The sequence below is a fragment of the Terriglobus albidus genome (genome assembly GCF_025685425.1).
Lineage (GTDB): Bacteria > Acidobacteriota > Terriglobia > Terriglobales > Acidobacteriaceae > Terriglobus > Terriglobus albidus.
This window is the reverse complement of record NZ_JAGTAS010000025.1, coordinates 1-18497: the sequence shown is the minus strand read 5'-3', so window position 1 is coordinate 18497 and position 18497 is coordinate 1. Positions and strand designations below refer to the sequence as shown.

The following is an 18497-nucleotide window of genomic DNA, read 5'->3' as shown; positions in this document are numbered from 1 at the left end:
TGAGTGTACCGTTTTTCGGCCCTGATATGTCACCTGCGCTTTTTGAAGAAAGCATGAACCTCTACTGGCGTCCTGGTTCACCCCATTCCGGCTCCTGCGGCAGCTTGAACTCAAGCGGCAAAGTGCGCTGCTGTTCGCCTGATCGGAAGGTAGTCTCAAGAACGGCCATGACCGCGAGGGCATCTCGCGAGGAGACAGGTGCGGGTTTGCGATGCAGGATAGCGTCGCGCACGCCTTCATAAAACGGCAATTGATTCCCGCGAGGCGTGGCGAATTCCACGGTCTCGCCTGTGCCGGCGTAGAAGACCGCGGGTACAGGATCAATACCGAAGGCCGGGTCAAGGGGAGACATGCCGGCCTGCAACTGTGCCTCCTGCGTATCGAGACCATACTTTACCCAGGTGCCTTGCGTTCCATGAAGGATGGAACGAGGCAGCGAACCGGAAGCAAGGTTCATGGCCTCGAGGACGATGCGCTTGTCCGGATAGCTGAGGACGACGTGCGCCCAGTCATCGGTCTGTCCGCCTTCACGCAGGATCGCGAACGAAGCCGTGATCTGCTGGGGCAGGCCGAAGAAGTGCAGCGCCATGTCGATCATGTGTGGACCAAGATCGAACCAGAGTCCGGCGCCGGGTCCGGCGTCCTCTCTCCATCGCTTGCGGACGACGGGGCGGTAGCGATTCATGTGGCAGTCAAACTGCGCTATCCGGCCGAGTATGCCTCGTTGCAGCACTTCCTGGATGGCGAGAACCTCACTCTCCCAGCGGCGATTATGGAAGACGGTGAGCATGCGGTCTTTGCGAAGGGCAGCGGCGCGCAGCTTCTCTGCCTCGGCGAGATCGAGCGTGAACGGCTTGTCGACCACAACGTGCTTGCCTGCCTCAAGCGCCGCCATCGCGAGCGGAAAGTGTTCGGTGTTGGGAGTGGCAATGACGACCAGGTCAATCTGTTCGTCGGCAATCAGCTCCTGCGGCGTGCAGACGCGGACGTCTCCCAAAGCCTCGCGGATCTGGTCACCTTTGGAAGAGGCGACGGTGGTGAGACGCAGACCAGGAACTGCCTGAATTAATGGAGCATGTAGAACACGACCAGCGTATCCATAACCGATAAGACCAACGTTCACAAACTCACTCATCTCTACCATCGTGCACTATGCGTGGGTAATTCTTCAAAGGCGTGCTTTCTGGTCTGCGGGATGATCCTCCGATCCGATCGAAAGAGTGAGCACATGTGACGTCATTTACAGGGCTTCAATGTATCCGCTCAGCTCTGTGACAGGCATCAAGCCGGGCTGGATCATCGAAGCTCGTGGTCCATAGAGCAAGCTCCAGTCATTGGAACGATGTAGTTCAAGATTGCCGGCCAGATATCTTAAGCCTTCATCCGGTCTCTGAACAGCGATGACAGTCCGGCGCCGGCTTCCTTTACCTGTTCCGATCTTGCAGTCGAAAGCGACGACTCGCACACCCTGGCGCTCGCCGTCGATTACATTCCAGACCGAAGAGAGATTAGCGATGTCTGTGCCAGAGACCGTGAGTGATTTCGGAAGAGCATTTCCGAGATACATGAATCCGAACCGACTCGCCAGGGCTTTGAAGTGTGCCGATCGCTTCCGCTGGTATGCGATAACAGCTAATACGCCTGAGAGGGCTCCGATACAAAGCGCGATGACCATTGTAATGTTCTCACCTATCCACTAAGGGTAAATCGGGTTTGCCCGCTGGTCTGCCGTTCAGCTTAGAGCGCTGAAGGCGCGTTCTATACCAGCCTGGGGCAACGCCCCAGGTTGCTGGCACATTGAAAGACTAAGGGCTGAAGGCCCGCTCTATAGTCCTCTTTTATGGGTTGTAACTGTCGCAGATCGTTTAACCAGGCCGCGGAGGAGCAGATTTTCTCTGCTTCGCTACGAAATGACAAACGAAAACGGTCGCGCGTAGCGCGATGCCCACGTCCCTAAGGGGACATCGGGCGCCCGGTGCATGGGTTATCTCAAATCTGGCGATACGCTTGAATTAATCCGGTTAGATCGAGAACGGTGATGCGCCGTCTCGCGTCGCTAACTACGAAGTTACAAGTCAAGATCAATCTGCGATTCCGGCGTCGAACAACAGATCAGTGCATTCCCGATCGCCGGCTGATCCAGCGGCTCGGGCGCATAGCGTACTTTGCCGTTCAGCAAACCGCATTCGCACATATGGCAGACGCCGGTGCGACAGGACCATCGCACAGGGACATCGCAGGCTTCGGCGAACTCCAGCAGGCTGCGAAATCTGCTGTCCCACGGCACCGTTAGATTGCTGCGAGTGAACGAGACAAACGGTCCGCTTCCAGTTGAGTCAGGTGGCGGATGTGGAAGTTTGATCTTGCTTTTCACCACTCCTGGCTTCACGACTCCTGGCTCGATAGAACCGATTGAACCGAAGATCTCCTGATGAATCGCTTCCTGCGGAACAGACAGAGAACTTAGATCGTGGGTGATGTCGTTCTGAAAACCCGCAGGACCGCACAGGTAGAAATCGGCGTCGAGAGGCATGCCGAGCTTTTGCAGGCGATCGAGGTCGAGGCGCCCTGCGATATCGAAGTCTTTTCCGAGCCGATCTGCAGGGTCCGCTTTGCTGTAGACAATCACCGAATGGCTTCCGGGAATTGTGTTCAGCAGGCCACGAACCTCGTCGGCAAACACATGCATCTGGGCGTTACGTGTCCCGTGAATCCACCACACCTCGCGATGAGAGGCTGCGTTCCTGGAGGTAAGAGCATGCAGCATCGATAAGACCGGGGTGACGCCGATACCTGCGCTCAGCAGAACAACCGGACGCTTCCCAGGACGCAATACAAACTCGCCACGCGGAGCACTGACTTCAAGCATGTCGCCGGCCTGGGTTACATCTGTGATGTATCTGCTGCCCGGACCTGTATCTCGCTTTACGCTGATGCGGTAGGTTCCGGCATCACAAGCGCCTGAGATGGAATAGCTGCGCACCAAAGGGCGCGAGCCCTTATCCGGGTAAAGCCGCAAGACAAGATACTGCCCGGGCTGTGCCGCCGGAAGAGGCGAGCCATCGGCGGACTCCAGCACGATGGAATTTACTTCGCTGGTCTCCTGGTGCACTGCGGCGACGCGCAGCATCCGAAAGCCATTCCACAGTGGAGGAGATGCAATGGAGGAGGTAAGGCCGGCGTTTCCGCTATGCACGCCCCTCTCGTCTGCCTTCAGTAATTCTTCAAGGGAAGTCTTCCATCCACCGCTCAACGCAGGAATGCCGGCGGCAACCGCGATGCGTTTGGGATCATGATTCGGTAGATACAACAGGGCATCTACTTCGGCGACGGTGATCCGCCCGGGACCATCGGCGACCTTCTGAATCTCGTCGCCCGCACCGACCTCGCCCTCCGTAATTACCCGGAAATAGAATCCCGGTCTGCGATGCGAGACGAGCAACGCAGGTATCTGGGGATTGTTCATGCGGATTCCAACCCGGTAGCAGGTAACGCGAGGCTGTGTCACCTCGAAGACCGCGCCGCCGATCCTGTAGCGATCGCCGATACAGACCTCGTCATCCGCAAGACCTTCTACCGTGAAGTTCTCCCCGAACTGCCCGTGCTCAAAATCGTTCCGGCCGAGCACTTTCTCCCAATAACGATATGCATCGATCTGGTAGACCATGACGGCGCGGTGCTCGCCACCATGGCCTGCGAGATCTCCCTGGCCATCGCCGTCCAGGTTCAAGCGGCGGGCGAAGACACGGCCCGAGACAGGACGCTTCCAGATTCCGGTGTAGACCCGCTTGCCTTGCCATTCGATCTCACGTGGGAGGCCGACATTGACTGAGAGCAGTTTCGCCATGCTCCCTCCATTTTTGCGGTGCGTTGTCTTACGTGGTCCGAGTCAGCAGGGTTAACATCGCCTACCCAATATCATTGAGCTCGCGCAATGAAACCGGGCACGCCGGTGTGCACCACCGAATTGAGTCGCTGTCTTGTCTGAATGTTGTTGATCTGGTCAAACGCATCCTTGGGTAGGTCGGAGATATCGAAGTTCTCTTTTGCGCGCGTCGCGGTTTTAGGTGTGGTGAGTACAGCCGTGCCGCGCTGGACTGCCCATGCCAGCAGGACCTGTGCCGGAGTCTTTCCAACGCGCGCCGCGATCGACAAGATGACCGGATCTTCCAGCAGCCCGGGCCTCATTCCATGACCCAGAGGTGCGAACGCCAGCAACACGATACCGTTCTGTTTGCAGAACTCAAAAAGTTCTATCTCCGGCAGATAGGGATGTGACTCGACCTGGACAACAGCAGGCTTGATCCTCGCAGATTCATAGATCGGCAAGAGCCCTTCCAGCGTGATGTCCGAGAGCCCGATGGCCCGGCACCTGCCGCCATCCACGAGCGCTTCCATCGCTCGCCACGTATCGAGCAACGTTATCTCCTTGTCGTAAATGACATTACCGTTCTGATCTCGCGGATCCTGATCATCTCCGGGTTGAAATGCGAATGGTGTGTGAATGAGGTAGAGATCCAGATAGTCAAGCCCGAGCCTGTGCAGGCTCGCCTCAAAAGCCGGTCCGACACGTTCGGGCCGATGATTGGTATTCCATAACTTCGTGGTTACGAAGATATCGTTCCGGGTGACCTCTCCGGCGGTGAGACCAGCCTGTAATGCCTCACCTACCTCGCGTTCGTTTCGATAACGTTCTGCTGCATCGAAGTGCCGGAACCCGGCTCGCAGCGCATCTCTGGTCGCACTTATTGTTTCAGCCGCGTCAGGAATCAAAGTACCGAATCCAAGCGCCGGTATATGGCCCGCAGCATGCTTGAGCGGGATCGTGGTCATCGAAAGATCGAGCGATTCATGCATGGGGTACCTCCGCGCCTCGGTAACGTCGCACTAAGCTCCTTAAGCTCCTGATGCCAGAAGCTATCAACTGGGCGCAGGTTTCGATCGTTAAAAAGTACTTTGTACTAGGTACCGGCCAGCATGCTGCGATCCCGAAGAATTTGCAGGATGTCCTGATGTGCGAGATAGACAAGCACCTTGGGCGTATCAGTCGCCATGTCGATCGTGAAGGTGGCGGATACCGGTATCGTGACCCGACCGTGTGTCTGTGTTTCGAAATCCATCTCCCAGGTGTTGTTCACGACGACGTGGCGGTCTGTTGCAGCGGTAATGTCAAAGGATTTCAGTGAGGTATGCACAAGGCCGGAGGCTTCCAGGAGCTGCCTTCTTTTTGGGAGCACCTTCTCAAAGTCTTCCACTTTGACGACTGCGCTACCCGCTGGCCCCGCAGCCACGAAGACATTGGCGAAGTGTGAGATTTCGGACGGTGTGTCTTTGGAGTTGCTGCTGGCTGCAAAATTCTGGAAGAACGATGCAACAGCGTCTTGTGAGATAGACATAAGACCTCATAGTAAGTTCTGACGTTAAACTGACTTTAGTATTATATCACACTTACTGTTGTGGATTCAATATTGAGGTGCCTGAGTATCAAAGGCTTGAGCATATCTAGAGATCCGAATTTCGCTGCGGAGCTATAGGGCCGGCCTTCAGTTCCATTTAGAGCTTGTGGGCATTGAAACCTGGGGCGTTGCTGCCACAGGCTGGTATAGAGCGCGCCTTCAGCGCTCATTCTCATCCTTCCGGGGTGCCCCACGCTCACGGAGTTAGGGTCGGCGAGAACACCCCAAAAGTTCTAATAAAACGACAGAACGAATTTGTCTATAGATAGCTTGGAATGGTGAGACTGTATCCACGTGATTGTCTATGGCTTGTCAGGCAGGATGCGGGTCGTGGAATAGAAGAGATGGTAGTCCTTATATGTGGCATCGAAGGTCCAAACGCTCCGCTGATCGGATGAGACGCTTCGCGATGTAATCGAATTCGGCAGCCAGAAGGTCTTTCCCATCAGAGTGACTGGAGAGTACTTCTCTTTCCAAGTCCACTCTCCCTTGATATCTCCGACAAGCACCTGGCGGGGAACGCTTCTCTCGATCTGCGCGACGTGCATGGTCTCGGGGTCGATCTGGATGGCGCCGCGTGCGTTTTGGAAGGCAAGGCAGCCTGCTGCTCGTTGATCGGCGGGTAAGTCGGCAAACTCAACCACAATTGGCTTACCCTGCTTTACCTTACGAAGGTTGAACGAGAAGCACTGCCTTGCTTCAGGTGACAGAATATTCAGGCCGTTGCTGAAGACTCCATAAAGAAGGGCCGGGATGCCAAACATTTCATACCCAGGCGCATCTGAACTGTAAGTAACGTGCTGTGAGATGCGCGACTCTTCAAAGATGCCGTTTTCAGAAGGTTGCGGCAGCCGTTTCAGGCGGAAGATGGCTGAGCTCTCAGCGGAATCCTCGATGGTGGCTGCGCGGCTGGCTGGCGTTGAACTTGCAGGTCCCGGTGAAGAGTTCGGGATTTTCCGGTTGGCAACTGCGTGTTCGGTGCAGTACACATTGGGCACGGAGGTGCGATAACTCTCAATATTCGCCTGGGCCTTATTTAAGATCTCGTCCAGTGAGTGAGAGACATCCTGCGACAGGATTGGGCGTGGCCCCAAGATCAGGCAAGTGGAGATGCCAAGCTGAAGCGCAACGTATAGGCGCATGTCTCCTCCGGCAGAATTCTACGAGGGATGTGGAATGCTGCAAAATGGTAATTACGCTGAGTATTTTCCCTGTAGGTGTAGAGTAGGGCTTTCCATCTATGGGCGTTTTCCGCAATGAAAAACGCCGCTGCACTCCTCTTCCGGGATACCCAGCAACAGGGAAAATGCGATAAGGAAATCGACGATGGATGCACGTGAGTTTATTGAAGTCATACAACGTGAAGCGATTGACGCCCCGTATAAAAAGATCCTGAAGGAGCTGCTGCATCCGAAACCGACTATGCCGATGGAAGCCTGGACCTCCGAGGTCGACAAAAGCGTAGGTATGTCCCTGCATGCTCGCGCGGAGACCGAACAGCGCCGGGCGCGCTGGTTCCATGATCTTGACGACAATGGTCGGGAGCTTGTGAAAGAACTCCTGCAGGAGTGCGCCGAGCTCTCCGCCGTGTCAATCCTCAACGTGTTGGACGGAATCGGATCATACGAGGGCTCATTCAAGCTGATTGCGATGGATGAAAAAGGCAACCGGACCGTGATCAATCCAGAGAACGGTGAGATGCTCCATGATGTCTTCTATGACGTTCGAGCCGAGGCGGAAAGAACTGCCAGCAACGGTGACCACCAGCCATAACGATGTCCAACAGGACGTAAGTCTTGACCATGTCGCCAGGAACTCTCCATTTCATCTCGGGCAGGCTTGCAGCCGGTAAGACGACACTGGCGAGGAAAATCGCTACCGAGAATCGGGCCGTGTTCTTTTGCGAAGACGTGTGGCTTTCACGGCTATCCGATGGGATCTCCTCATTCGAGGACTACCTGAAGTGGTCTCGCCGTTGCCGTTCCGTGATGGAGCCTCTTATCGTGGACACATTGCGAGCCGGAGCTTCCGTCGTATTGGATTTCGCCGGTAACACCGTCAGGGAACGTGCATGGGCGAAAGGCTTGTCGGTGCAAGCCGGTAGTCCGCATCATCTGCATTTTCTGGATGTGAGCGAAGACGAATGTCTGCATCGCCTTCTGGATCGAAATGCAAGACAACCCGAGGGACTTTATTTTGCCAGTACCACGGAAGAAGAGTTCCGCAGCATTTGCAAATGGTTCCAGCCTCCTCACCCTGACGAAGGTCTGATGATCACTACTTACCATTGAATGTGTCTTGTTTGCCGCCGAGGGCAATAAGAAAGGGTGAGGCTTACGCCTTACCCTTTCTTATTGTGTTTTGCTCGGTTACTTCTTCAGCGGCTCCGGTGTTGGAATGCGCGGCAGCATCTCGGCGCGGGTAGCTGCGTTGTAGGCAAACCACGCTTCGACCAGAGAGCCCTGCATCACGTCGTCCTTCTGCACGCGGTCATACAGGTCCGCGTTGGAGTGATGAGTGCGGGTGCCATACTCCAGCGGGTCCTGCTGGAAGCCGATGCCGTTCAGGCCGATCCAGGAGAAGCTGGTGGAGTCGGTGCCGCCGGGCTGCGCGGTTGGCTTGAACTCCGTGCCGCCGATTACGGCAACGATGTGCTGGTCCCTGATGGGTTCAATCCAGGACTTGAAGATCGTCGCAAGCTGCGGATTGCCCAGCGCCGACACGGCACGGAAGCGGCCAGAGCCTGAGTCGTCGTTGAAGTAGACGTCCAGCTTGTCATACTCCGGAGTCTTCTTCATGGTGTCGCGCTGCGCAAAGTGCTGTTGCACATAGGCGATGGAGCCGTAGAGGCCTTCTTCCTCGCCACCCCACAGGGCAACGCGGACGGTGCGGGCCATCGGTTTATGCAGTGTGGCCAGGATGCGTACAGCCTCCAGTGCGACCGAGGAGCCGGTGCCGTTGTCGGTCGCGCCCGTGCCGCCCTGCCAGCTATCGAAGTGGCCGCCGAGCATAACGACCTCATCAGCTTTGGTCGTGCCCGGAATTTCTCCGATGACGTTGAAGGCCATCTGGTCACTCTTCTGGTAGTCGACCTGGATGTCGAAGGTCAGCTTCGGAGTGGTGCCATGCTGCAGCAGGCGAACGACGCGGTTGTACTGCTCGGGCGTAACCGCCACCATCGGCGGTGGGACGGGATCCTTCGGATCTTCAGATCCACCGTAGGTTGAGAAGACCGTGCCGCCGTCGCCGTTATAGCCCGGCGTCAGCACGACGGCTGCGCCTTCTTCCTTGAGGAAGGCATTGACCTCATTGCGAAGCGTGTGACCTTTCGGCCCTGACAGCGCAAGCGAGGTCGGGGTGTAATCCCAATCTCCTTCTCCGGCACGGCCGCGGCCGCCTCCACCGCGAGGACCGGTCGGAGGAGTCTTGGCGCGTGCCTCGATCTCTTCATCGGTCGGGCTGGGCGCAGCTTCGGCTGTGGAGTGGAGCTTGAGCTGAGGCGGATCGAAGATCAGCACGATTTTGCCCTTCAGCTTGCCCTTGTACTTGGCGAAGTCATCCTTCGAATGAATGGGCGCCCATATTGCATCGGCGGTGATGGGCCCATCGGTGCCGGGAGTCCATGCCAGCGGGAAGCCGGTCAGCGCGGCATAGGCCGGCGACTCCAGCGCACCGTAGTACTTCTTGATCTGCCAGCCATAGCCGAAGGGCCCCCATGATTCCAGGTGGACGTTTTTCAGTCCCCAGGCCTTCATCTGCTGCATGGCCCACTCCGCAGCCGCGCGATGATTGCGGCTGTTGTTGACACGCGGACCGTATACCTCAGAGATGTAGTAAAGGTTTTCCATCACCTGTGAGTTCTGAAAGGCCTCGTGCTTGATCTGCGCCAGAACATCCAGATCAACCTTGTCGCCTGCCTGTTCCTGCGCGGCGGCGGGTGGAATAACCAGCAGCGCCGCGGCCAGGGCGGCGGCCTGCATGATGCGATACAGATTCATGGAACTTCTCGCTTTCGAAGAGAAATCTGATTAAAGCGGACAAAAAGGAATCCGAGGGACAGAAGCTGGAGAAATCCCCTGCGAGCCCAGCGATGAATGCTGTCGCGGGATGATTTTCAAATTGTTGTAATGGGTCAAACCTATCGAATCTGCGTCTGAGACGCAACAGAGGGGGGACCCCCAACTCAATGAGTCCACGATTGGGTGCTCCATATCTCGGCTACGCCGAGATGTGGGTTTTGCAGGACATTGTCTAGCTTTGTACTGGGAAACCCACATCTGGCGATAAAACTGCCAGATATGGGGCACCCATTTATCGGTACCCCATTGTTTGACAGGGTGTTTTGATTAGTATCACAATGTAGTTCTTATCGGCGGCCGGGTTTGAACACGGCCCTCAAGGAGCATCGCTTATGGCAGATCAGCTCATCCTCAACGTCAACGGGCAGGAGCGTTCCGTCCACGCAACGGCTGAGACCCCCTTGCTCTACGTGCTGCGCAATGAGCTCCACTGTACCGGGCCGCGTTATGGCTGCGGCATGGCGCAGTGCGGCGCTTGCGCTGTCCTGGTCGATGGAGCGGAAGTCCGCTCCTGCATCACGCCTGTCTCAGCTATGAGCGGAAAGAAAATCGTCACCATCGAAGGGCTTCCCGCGCTTTGGGCGCAGAGCAAAGGTGCCGCCGTGGGTGCGGGGACGCTGCATCCGGTGCAGCAAGCATGGATCGACGAACAGGTTCCGCAGTGCGGCTATTGCCAGAGCGGCATGATGATTGCCGCCGTCGAGCTGCTTGCCGCGAACCCAACGCCCAGCGTTGCGCAGATCAAAGATGCGTATACGAATAAGCCTCCATCGCCGCATCTCTGCCGTTGCGGAACCTATGCCGCGATCATCCGTGCGGTGCAGCGAGCGTCGACGGTGATGACATCGGATGGGAGATCGTCATGAAGATCATGCTTCCGGTGTCGAGCACCGTTCCTTCGCAAGAGTTTCTGCCTCAGCTGACTCGCCGCGGTTTTCTCAAGACCGGCGGTGTGCTGATGGTGTCGCTGGCAACGCCGCGGCTTACGTCACAGGCATCGCAAGCTGTACCGCAGCGACGGATGCCGATTGCTTCCTGGCTTGAGCTGCATGATGACGGCAGCATTCTCGTCCGCACTGGCCGCGCTGAGATCGGTACCGGCATGAGTGGTTTCTACCCGCAGATCGTCGCCGACGAGCTCGGCGTCCGGCCCGAGACGATCTCCCTCATCATGGGTGATACCGACCGCACCCCTGACGGTGGCTTCTCGGCCGGCTTTCTCACCGGCGCTGAGAATCTCCGCAAGGTGGCTGCTTACACCTATCAGGCGCTGCTGCGCCTGGCATCGGAGAAGTTGCATCTTCCAGTGGATCAGCTCACGGTCAGCGACGGTGTCGTCTCGGGCGATGGACGAAAGATCAGCTACGCAGAGCTTGTCCGCAACCAGCAGCTCGATCTCACCATCCCTGTTTCGGGTGAAGCCGCTCGCGTCGATCCGAAGTCGTGGAATGGCCTCTCCGGGCTCGACGGTCTGGTCGTGCTGGGCAATCCCCCGATGCGGCCGATGAGTGGGTATAAGGTCGTGGGCACCTCCTACCCGATGCCCGGCATCCCCGACAAGGTAATGGGCCGCACGCAGTGGATGTGCGATGTCGCACTGCCGAATATGCTGCATGCCCGCGTGGTGCGTCCTCCCACGTTGGGCTCGACGCTGATCGCGGCAGGTACGCTCGACAAGACGAAGTTCCCCAATGCACAGGTTGTGGTGAAGAAGAACCTGGTTGCTGTGGTCTCACCCAACGAGTGGGAGGCCATCAGTGCCTCACGCGCCGTTGCCTCCACGACGAAGTGGACAGAATGGGCGGGACTTCCGGGCAGTGACAAGCTGACGGGGTTCCTGCGCAGCTATCCGTGGAAGGCACCCTCGGAAGGGAAGGGAAGTATCGAGGAGACTGCCGCTGCGCTCAGCACATCTGTAAAACAGGTCTCCGCTATTTACGAGCAGCCCTTTATCAAGCACGCTCCTATCAGCCCGTTTGTGGCGCTGGCCGACGTTCGCGCAGATGGCTCTGCAACGGTCTGGTCTCACTCGGCCAATCTGCAGGGCCTGCGAGCACAGATCGCCAATACGCTTTCCATCTCGTTCGATAAGGTCGTGATGCGTTGGCTCGATCATGCCGGGCAGTTCGGCCGGACGACCTTTGGAGGAGACGGAGCCGAGGGTGATGCCGCGATCCTTTCTCAAATGCTGCATCGGCCGGTACGCGTGCAGTGGATGTTGCAGGATGACTTCGCATGGTCCGCCAGTTCTCCCGGCTGGGTAGAAGAGATCGCTTGTGGCCTCGATGCGAACAACCGGATCACTGCCATCAAGAGCTCGTTTTACTCATGCCAATCGAACGATGCCCGCATTGTTGGAGCGATCCTCGCCGGCATGCCCACCAGCGAGCCGAAGCCGGGTTATTGGATTGCGACGGAGTGGCCCTATGACCGCATTCCACATCGCCGGGAAGAGGCCTACGGTAGACCTAACCTTGGTAGCGATGCTCCAAGTGGAGTCGGTATGCGCGGACTCATTATGCGCACGCCCGGTCAGCGGCAGCAGAACTTCCCTCTCGAATCGCTTCTTAATGAAGCGGCCGCCGCAGCAGGTATGGATCCCATCGCGTTTCGCCTGGCGCACACCTCAGATCAGCGGGTGATCGAACTGGTGCAGGCGACAGCCAAGGCGGCAGAGTGGCAGCCGCGGCCATCTCCGAATCCCATGGCCCGCAGCGAAGATGGGAAGCAACTGCATGGACGCGGAATGTGCCTGATGATCCGTCAGAACGGGTGCTGGGTTGGCATTGCTGAGATTGTCGTTACGCCTTCCACGGGGATGATCCAGGTGACACAGTTCACCATCGGGGCAGACGTGGGCAAGATCATCAATCCTCGCCAGCTTGAGCGCTGTATGCTCAGCGGCGTTGTCATGGGCATCAGCGAAGCTTTGAAAGAAGAGGTCACCTTCGACACCGGCAAGATCACCAGCACCAACTGGAGCGGCTACAAGATTCTGACCATGGCAGAGATGCCGGAGATCAAAACGGTGCAGATCTCCCGCGACGACAAGGGCTACGCCGGAGGCTCCGAGCCGGCGAATGCAGTGTGCCCTGCGGCAATTGCGGCCGCCTTTCATGACGCTACGGGGATTCATCCCCGTCGTATCCCGCTGACTCCGGCTTATGTGAGTGGGCTGTTGAAGACTGTAAGAACTGCTTCATAGTGCTTCCGCGATTAGTCGGGAGTATTGTGGGCGGTCGATTCGTGAGCGCACTTGGGTGGGAGCAGCGGGCTTAAAAGCCCGCTGAACACCTCATCCGGCGATGCTGGTTGGGGACACCGCTGCTCCCAGCGAACGTCGCCGCGATCGCTCACGCACACCAGTATCGAAGAGATCGTCTTCGGACCAGGCATCCGTTATCGCCCGTCATCAATCACACATGTGCGTGCGATATGAGGTGAGTTTGGACTGGCAATTACCGGAGCGATTCGAATACGAAAGCCATCAAGTAGCCTGGGGAGCACTCGGTGACGGCCCTCCGGCAGTCGTAATCCACGGATCTCCATTTTCATCCGTGGAATGGCGCCGGATCGTGCCATGGCTGGCGCGATATAGAAAGATTTACTACTACGACATGCTCGGCTTCGGCGACTCGGCAAAGCCGGACATGGACATTCTGCATAGCACGCAGAACCAATTGCTTACCGCTTTGATCCATCACTGGGGCATTCAAAGACCCGCTGTTGTAGCTCACGACTTCGGCGGCTCGGCCGCGTTACGGGCACATCTCTTGAACGGCGTGGAATACAGCAGTCTGATGCTCGTCGATCCGGTAGCCATCAGCCCACAGGGATCGGCGCTGGTGCAGGCAGCCAAAGCACATCAGCAAATATTCACCGGCTTGCCTGCCTATATTCACGAAGCCATTCTGCGGGCGTATATCGGTGCAGCAATCAAGCGGCAGTTGAGCGAAGCCGAAATGCGGCTGTATCTGAATCCATGGCTTGGCGACGAAGGGAAGCAAGCATTCTGGCGACAGATCGCTCAGATGGACGACACCTACAGCCAGGAGGTGGAACACCGCTATGGTGAGATCCGCTGTCCTGTCGCCATCCTCTGGGGAGAGCAGGACGAGTTCATTCCATTAAACGACGGAAAGGAGCTCGCGCGACGAATTCCTGAGGCTTCGTTTACCGTCATCCCGAATGCAAAACATTTGGTCCAGGAGGACGCACCGGAGGCGATCGTCGCCGCGGTGCTCGATTTCTGGCAGCGATTTTGTTGAGAAATTTTTGGAAAGGGTTAGGAGCTGGGTGAGTTTCGGCGCCTTTTGTTTTTCAATCTTCCAGAAACTCCACGCTCCGAGATGGATTTGACCTCAGCGGCTAAAGCCGCGTTTCTTCGGGCTTGTTACGGCACGGCTAAAAGCCGTGCCCTTAAGCAAAACAAATGCTTGATCCAGCCCTGCTTTCCTTCACGACTGAGGTGTATGTCCCATAGAAAGCCGGTTCGCGAATAGATGCTATACAAACGGTTTTCCGTTCGCGCGAAGCGCGAATGCCTTGCTTAAGAGCATGGCTTTAGCCATGCCGTGGCAGTGCAGAAAGACACGCGGCTTTAGCCGCTGAGGTCATCGCTTAAATCGTGGAAGCAGCAAGTTTCAGCCCGCTGCTCCCACCCAATACAACAATGGATAGGCCTTCCAGTCCACCCATCAACTCATCGTCAGCACAGCACGAAACCGCGCTTTGCCGCTGTGCATCTGCTCATACGCTGCCGCAACCTCGCTCAGAGGATACTTCTCAATCATCGGATGAACATCACTCAGGGCGCTGAACTTCAACGTGTCCTGCGAATCGCGCCCTGTGCCGGAGTACCACCCGGACACCTGGCGCCGGCCCATAATCAACGGAAACACGCTCGTGCTCAATGGATCATTCGGCGCAGCCGGGACGAGCAGATTCCCATTGATCCCCAACCCTTCCACTACCGAGGAGATCGCTTTTGCGCTGGGAGCGGTTGCCAGAATAATGCGCGCGCCACCGAGCTTCTGTAACTCCGCAACTGTATCGGAAACATCCGAGTCGATATAGTGGTGCGCACCAAGCTTCTTCGCCAGTGCTTCCTTGTCTTTGCCCCGGCCCAGCGCAACGGTCTCGAAGCCCATCCTGCGCGCGTACTGCACACCCAGATGCCCAAGCCCGCCAATGCCTTGCACGGCGACAACATCACCGGCGCGGGCACCCGCATTGCGTAGGGCATTGAAGACCGTGACTCCCGCGCACATAAACGGACCGGCCTCCTCCGCCGGTAATCCATCGGGAATGGCCGCGAGCGACTCCGCCGGTGCGATCATATATTCGCCATAGCCGCCATCGAAGTCGATACCCGTAATTTTGCGGTTGTTACACATGGCGAAGTCGCCCCGGCGGCATTGGTCGCAGACAAAGTCGTGTCCACCATGCCAGCCAACACCGACGCGGTCTCCGACCTTCCAGGTCGTCACCCGATCACCGACAGCATCAATACGGCCCGCGATCTCGTGTCCCGGCACCCGGGGATACTGCAGCCCAGGCCAGGCGCCGTCTTTCACCAGTACGTCGCTGTGGCAAATGCCGCAGGCCTCGACCTTCACCCGGACCTGCCCTGCGCCTGGTTGAGGAATCTCACGCTCTACCAGTTCAAAATCTCCGCCCGGCTTACTGATTTGCGCAACCTTCATTGTTTTGGCCACGGCCCCTCTCCTTGTATTTCACAGGTTTGATGCCGGGCAGACGAAAGTGGCGTCAACTTTGCCTCATTCCCAGGAACCTTCACCGAAGGTTCACGAAGACACCTTTGTTCGCCCTGCATGCTTTGTGACAGAATGGCGGCTCCTTGTTTTTGTGCTCCCATCCATCCCTCTGCGCTTTGCTCCATGGGATGCAGCCACCGCGTTATTAAAGGAGATGATCGACCATGAGTACGACACCTGCACCCGTTACCCCCGAACGCATCATGCAGTTTGGTTGGGGCTACGCCCCCACGCTCGCAATCGAAGCCGCCATCCATCATCATGTCTTCGATGTCCTCGATGGCGAACCCAAAACCCTCACCGAAACGGCGGCCGCCACCGGAGCCTCCGAGCGCGGTCTGCGCAGCATCATGAATTTGCTCGTCGGCCTGGGCCTTCTGGAGCGCAGCGGCGACAAGTACAGGCTCACTCCGGAGAGCGAGGCCTTTCTTGTGAGCACAAAGCCGAGCTTCCAGGGCGGGATGTTCAAACACATCAGCCGGCAGCTTCTCCCGAAGTGGCTGGGGCTGAATGAAGTGGTCGCGACCGGTAAGCCGGCGCGCTCCGTGAACGTAGAGGGTGATGGCGCCGCCTTCTTCCAGGCCTTCGTGCATGACATCTTCCCAATGAGCTATGCGGCGACCCAGGTGCTGGCTGCGCATCTCGCCCTGGGCAAGCGCGAGGGCACGGTACGCATACTCGATCTGGCCGCCGGCTCCGGCGTGTGGAGTATCGGCCTGATGCAGAGCGGGCCAAACGTGGAAGCAACAGCCTTCGATTGGGAGGGCGTGTTACCCGCGACACGCGCCATGGTAGAGCGCTTCGGACTCACCGCACGCTACAACTTCATTGCCGGTGACCTGAACACAACACCCTTCGGCAGCGGCTACGACGTCGCCACCCTGGGCCACATCCTGCACAGCGAAGGCGCGGCTCACAGCCAGACACTGCTGAAGAAGACCTTCGATGCGCTGAAACCGGGCGGCACCATCGTCATCGCTGAGTTCCTGGTCAACGCCGATCGCACCGGACCTCCGGGATCGCTGATCTTCGCCGTCAACATGCTGGTCAACACTGAGGACGGCGATGCTTTCTCATTCGAAGAAATCAGCAAGTGGCTGAACGCAGCAGGCTTCGTCGATGCTCGTACGCTCGATGCTCCTGGGCCGTCGCCGCTGATACTGGCGACGAAGCCTTAGATTCTGGCATCTGGCATCAAAGTTGGTGAGGCTATACTCCCGTTGCCCCATTCTTCGCGGCTTTATCGCGAAGGGTGGGGTCCCGGCGAACGTGTTCGCTGGGGTAGAGCGTGGGTATCGCGCTTAAGTGCGACCGTTTCCTGCTGGCTTCGCGGGCTGCCAATGGCAGTAAGACCGTTGCAGGTCATTGCATGACATGGTACCTTCAAACTGCCTCGGAGAAGCTGAGCCATGGATGCGCATCGATATCGCCGGTTGCATGTTGCATTGAGCTTATCGCTGTTTGTCGGTTACTTGACGGGCCGATTCTCAGAGTCCGCAGTCAGCGGACTGGTGGCAATTGCCGGTTTCCTGATCTTCTCAAGCCTCGTCCTTTTCATCGTTAGCTCCTCCTCGTCGATTCATGAAGCAATTGCCACAAGCCTTAGTAATCGGCTTGGCGTGCTGGTTGCACCTGGTCTCTATCGACGAGTGGTGAGACAGCCGGTCGCCGTCTGCCTGCCCACAACCACCCTGGTTCTTCCCTTCCGTTTCCAGCTTCCTCCTCCATCGCTTTCTCGTTAGTGCTTTTTCCCTGTAGGTGTCGTGTAGGGCTTCCGCATCTATGGGCGTTTTCCGCAATGAAAACGCCGCTGCACGCCCTTCCGGGATACCCAGCAACAGGGAAAATGCGCTAGTGCTACAGCAGTCATGACCGTTCTGGTGTAGATGACCAGTCCAGTGCCGTGCTGTCTGCGAAGGCATATCCGCGTGCTTTCCGCCTTCGGCTGACATGCGGACGCGAGTACCCACAGAGCATCAACGCGCACACGGCCGTGGCATGTGCCGACCGCCGTGTGTCCGCGAGAGGAGAGATTTATGGCGGAGTTTAAAAACCCGCGCCAGGACAATGGCGTGCGGTTGTACATAGTCCTGGTCTTCATAGCAGCGATGTTTTTCAGCTTTCAGCGGCGCCCTGCACCGATCACGCAACGACAGCAGGCCCCGGACAACAAGAGAACCGAGGAAGTCGCTTCGCCTGCTCCCGTGTCGATGAACCTCGTTGAGCAGGAGCTTTTTATCGTGCTGGCGTTCGTTCAATCCCATGTGGCTGCGGGGTGGGATGGCTCATGGGGTTGGGCGATCGTATTGCTTACCGGTGGAGTCAATCTGCTGATCCTGCCATTGCGTATCTCCAGCATGCGAAGCGGCTTTAAGATGCGACGTATACAGCCGGAGATCGAGAACATCAAGGCCCGCTATAAGGGAGTCAAGCTGACAGACCCACGACACAACGACATGGCTGCTGAGATCGCAAAGCTACAGAAAGACAATGGCATCCATGTCTTTGGTGGATGTATCCCTCTGCTTCTCCAGATGCCGCTTTTATTTGCCTTCTTCGGGATGTTACGGAAGGCAGCCGCACTGCACGGTGCAGGGTGGCTATGGCTGCATGATCTTTCCTCAGCTGATCCGTATCACATTCTGCCGATCCTCATGGTTGTCTTCCAACTGCTGATGCAGTGGTATACGCCGTCGCCTGGGGTCGATGCAAAACAACAAAAGACCATGGCCTGTCTGATGACGATCGGGTTCGGCTACGTTAGTTGGCACTACGCCTCGGGGTTGGCATTGTATGCACTGACAGGCAGTATCTTCTCGATCGCGACCCAAGCCGTGATTAACCTTTCACCTTTAGGAAAGGAGATGGGAGGGTTACCGGCGGGCAGTGTGGGTTGATTGGACCTTCGAGTGTGGTTCGAAACGGGTGGGAGTCGTGGGCTTCAGCCCACGGATGAAGTAAAAATTAAACGGGCTTTAGCCCTGGGCCTTTTAGTGGCGGTAAACCGTGGACTAAGTCCACGGCTGCCACCCGTTCGCGCATTAGCGCGACTGTCTTGTGTGCAGCCTGGAAGATAGGTAACAGTTTAGACCGGGCAGATGGGTAACACTTTTTGCTCGGTAGGTTTATGAATGTGAGCCATTTTTTTGTCTCAGGTAGTGGTGGAGGCGGTGGGAATCTGGGAA

The 18497-nt window shown here is 57.3% G+C and carries 16 protein-coding genes; 8 read left to right on the top strand and 8 right to left on the bottom strand.

All coding sequences use genetic code 11. From position 1 onward, the window contains the following. Window positions 1-61: 61 nt before the first annotated feature. The 6 genes from OHL21_RS03970 to OHL21_RS03945 all read right to left on the bottom strand — a co-directional run bounded on the left by OHL21_RS03970 (window position 62) and on the right by OHL21_RS03945 (window position 6598). On the bottom strand, window positions 62-1135 hold the full coding sequence (locus OHL21_RS03970; RefSeq protein WP_263415949.1) for an oxidoreductase: 1074 nt from the start codon (window positions 1133-1135) through the stop codon (window positions 62-64). A gap of 105 nt (window positions 1136-1240) precedes the next feature. Next, the gene (locus tag OHL21_RS03965; protein ID WP_263415948.1) at window positions 1241-1567 is read right to left on the bottom strand and encodes a hypothetical protein; all 327 of its coding nucleotides are present in this window, start codon (window positions 1565-1567) and stop codon (window positions 1241-1243) included. A gap of 501 nt (window positions 1568-2068) precedes the next feature. Then, window positions 2069-3847, bottom strand: a complete 1779-nt coding sequence (locus OHL21_RS03960; protein ID WP_263415947.1) for an MOSC and FAD-binding oxidoreductase domain-containing protein — start codon at window positions 3845-3847, stop codon at window positions 2069-2071. Window positions 3848-3918: 71 nt separating this feature from the next. Continuing rightward, window positions 3919-4857, bottom strand: a complete 939-nt coding sequence (locus tag OHL21_RS03955; protein ID WP_263415946.1) for an aldo/keto reductase — start codon at window positions 4855-4857, stop codon at window positions 3919-3921. Window positions 4858-4961: 104 nt separating this feature from the next. Then, on the bottom strand, window positions 4962-5396 hold the full coding sequence (locus OHL21_RS03950; RefSeq protein WP_263415945.1) for a hypothetical protein: 435 nt from the start codon (window positions 5394-5396) through the stop codon (window positions 4962-4964). Between the two features lie 362 nt (window positions 5397-5758). Further along, on the bottom strand, window positions 5759-6598 hold the full coding sequence (locus tag OHL21_RS03945; RefSeq protein WP_263415944.1) for a hypothetical protein: 840 nt from the start codon (window positions 6596-6598) through the stop codon (window positions 5759-5761). Window positions 6599-6782: 184 nt separating this feature from the next. Between OHL21_RS03945 and OHL21_RS03940 the strand changes: the two genes are divergently transcribed. Both OHL21_RS03940 and OHL21_RS03935 read left to right on the top strand, forming a co-directional pair. Further along, window positions 6783-7229, top strand: a complete 447-nt coding sequence (locus OHL21_RS03940) for a hypothetical protein (protein WP_263415943.1) — start codon at window positions 6783-6785, stop codon at window positions 7227-7229. A gap of 29 nt (window positions 7230-7258) precedes the next feature. Next, a complete protein-coding gene (locus OHL21_RS03935; RefSeq protein ID WP_263415942.1) occupies window positions 7259-7747 on the top strand; it encodes an AAA family ATPase in 489 nt (162 codons plus the stop codon). A gap of 78 nt (window positions 7748-7825) precedes the next feature. Here OHL21_RS03935 and OHL21_RS03930 read toward each other — a convergent pair whose 3' ends face one another. Continuing rightward, entirely contained in the window at window positions 7826-9454 is a 1629-nt protein-coding gene (locus OHL21_RS03930) for a M28 family peptidase (protein ID WP_263415941.1), read from the bottom strand. A gap of 413 nt (window positions 9455-9867) precedes the next feature. Between OHL21_RS03930 and OHL21_RS03925 the strand changes: the two genes are divergently transcribed. The 3 genes from OHL21_RS03925 to OHL21_RS03915 all read left to right on the top strand — a co-directional run bounded on the left by OHL21_RS03925 (window position 9868) and on the right by OHL21_RS03915 (window position 13803). Next, window positions 9868-10401: a (2Fe-2S)-binding protein gene (locus OHL21_RS03925; protein WP_263415940.1), complete on the top strand. Its 534-nt coding sequence runs from the start codon at window positions 9868-9870 to the stop codon at window positions 10399-10401. Continuing rightward, a complete protein-coding gene (locus tag OHL21_RS03920; protein WP_263415939.1) occupies window positions 10398-12740 on the top strand; it encodes a xanthine dehydrogenase family protein molybdopterin-binding subunit in 2343 nt (780 codons plus the stop codon). The genes OHL21_RS03925 and OHL21_RS03920 overlap by 4 nt, the downstream gene beginning before the upstream one ends. Window positions 12741-12981: 241 nt before the next feature. Next, a complete protein-coding gene (locus OHL21_RS03915) occupies window positions 12982-13803 on the top strand; it encodes an alpha/beta fold hydrolase (RefSeq protein WP_263415938.1) in 822 nt (273 codons plus the stop codon). A gap of 429 nt (window positions 13804-14232) precedes the next feature. Here the strand turns inward: OHL21_RS03915 and OHL21_RS03910 are convergent, their stop codons facing one another. After that, on the bottom strand, window positions 14233-15252 hold the full coding sequence (locus tag OHL21_RS03910; protein WP_263415937.1) for an alcohol dehydrogenase: 1020 nt from the start codon (window positions 15250-15252) through the stop codon (window positions 14233-14235). 224 nt (window positions 15253-15476) lie between these two features. Here OHL21_RS03910 and OHL21_RS03905 point away from each other — a divergent pair, with 224 nt between their 5' ends. From OHL21_RS03905 to OHL21_RS03895, 3 genes are all read left to right on the top strand, one after another. Next, window positions 15477-16490: a methyltransferase gene (locus OHL21_RS03905; RefSeq protein WP_263415936.1), complete on the top strand. Its 1014-nt coding sequence runs from the start codon at window positions 15477-15479 to the stop codon at window positions 16488-16490. A gap of 231 nt (window positions 16491-16721) precedes the next feature. Beyond that, a complete protein-coding gene (locus OHL21_RS03900; protein WP_263415935.1) occupies window positions 16722-17054 on the top strand; it encodes a hypothetical protein in 333 nt (110 codons plus the stop codon). Window positions 17055-17348: 294 nt separating this feature from the next. Then, entirely contained in the window at window positions 17349-18209 is an 861-nt protein-coding gene (locus OHL21_RS03895; RefSeq protein ID WP_263415934.1) for a membrane protein insertase YidC, read from the top strand. The last annotated feature ends 288 nt before the right edge of the window (window positions 18210-18497 follow it).

Coding starts and splice junctions, on each gene's coding strand:
- OHL21_RS03970 (WP_263415949.1), bottom strand. CDS start 1,135: ATGAGTGAGTTTGTGAACGTTGGTCTTATCGGTTATGGATACGCTGGT.
- OHL21_RS03965 (WP_263415948.1), bottom strand. CDS start 1,567: ATGTATCTCGGAAATGCTCTTCCGAAATCACTCACGGTCTCTGGCACA.
- OHL21_RS03960 (WP_263415947.1), bottom strand. CDS start 3,847: ATGGCGAAACTGCTCTCAGTCAATGTCGGCCTCCCACGTGAGATCGAA.
- OHL21_RS03955 (WP_263415946.1), bottom strand. CDS start 4,857: ATGCATGAATCGCTCGATCTTTCGATGACCACGATCCCGCTCAAGCAT.
- OHL21_RS03950 (WP_263415945.1), bottom strand. CDS start 5,396: ATGTCTATCTCACAAGACGCTGTTGCATCGTTCTTCCAGAATTTTGCA.
- OHL21_RS03945 (WP_263415944.1), bottom strand. CDS start 6,598: ATGCGCCTATACGTTGCGCTTCAGCTTGGCATCTCCACTTGCCTGATC.
- OHL21_RS03940 (WP_263415943.1), top strand. CDS start 6,783: ATGGATGCACGTGAGTTTATTGAAGTCATACAACGTGAAGCGATTGAC.
- OHL21_RS03935 (WP_263415942.1), top strand. CDS start 7,259: ATGTCGCCAGGAACTCTCCATTTCATCTCGGGCAGGCTTGCAGCCGGT.
- OHL21_RS03930 (WP_263415941.1), bottom strand. CDS start 9,454: ATGAATCTGTATCGCATCATGCAGGCCGCCGCCCTGGCCGCGGCGCTG.
- OHL21_RS03925 (WP_263415940.1), top strand. CDS start 9,868: ATGGCAGATCAGCTCATCCTCAACGTCAACGGGCAGGAGCGTTCCGTC.
- OHL21_RS03920 (WP_263415939.1), top strand. CDS start 10,398: ATGAAGATCATGCTTCCGGTGTCGAGCACCGTTCCTTCGCAAGAGTTT.
- OHL21_RS03905 (WP_263415936.1), top strand. CDS start 15,477: ATGAGTACGACACCTGCACCCGTTACCCCCGAACGCATCATGCAGTTT.
- OHL21_RS03900 (WP_263415935.1), top strand. CDS start 16,722: ATGGATGCGCATCGATATCGCCGGTTGCATGTTGCATTGAGCTTATCG.
- OHL21_RS03895 (WP_263415934.1), top strand. CDS start 17,349: ATGGCGGAGTTTAAAAACCCGCGCCAGGACAATGGCGTGCGGTTGTAC.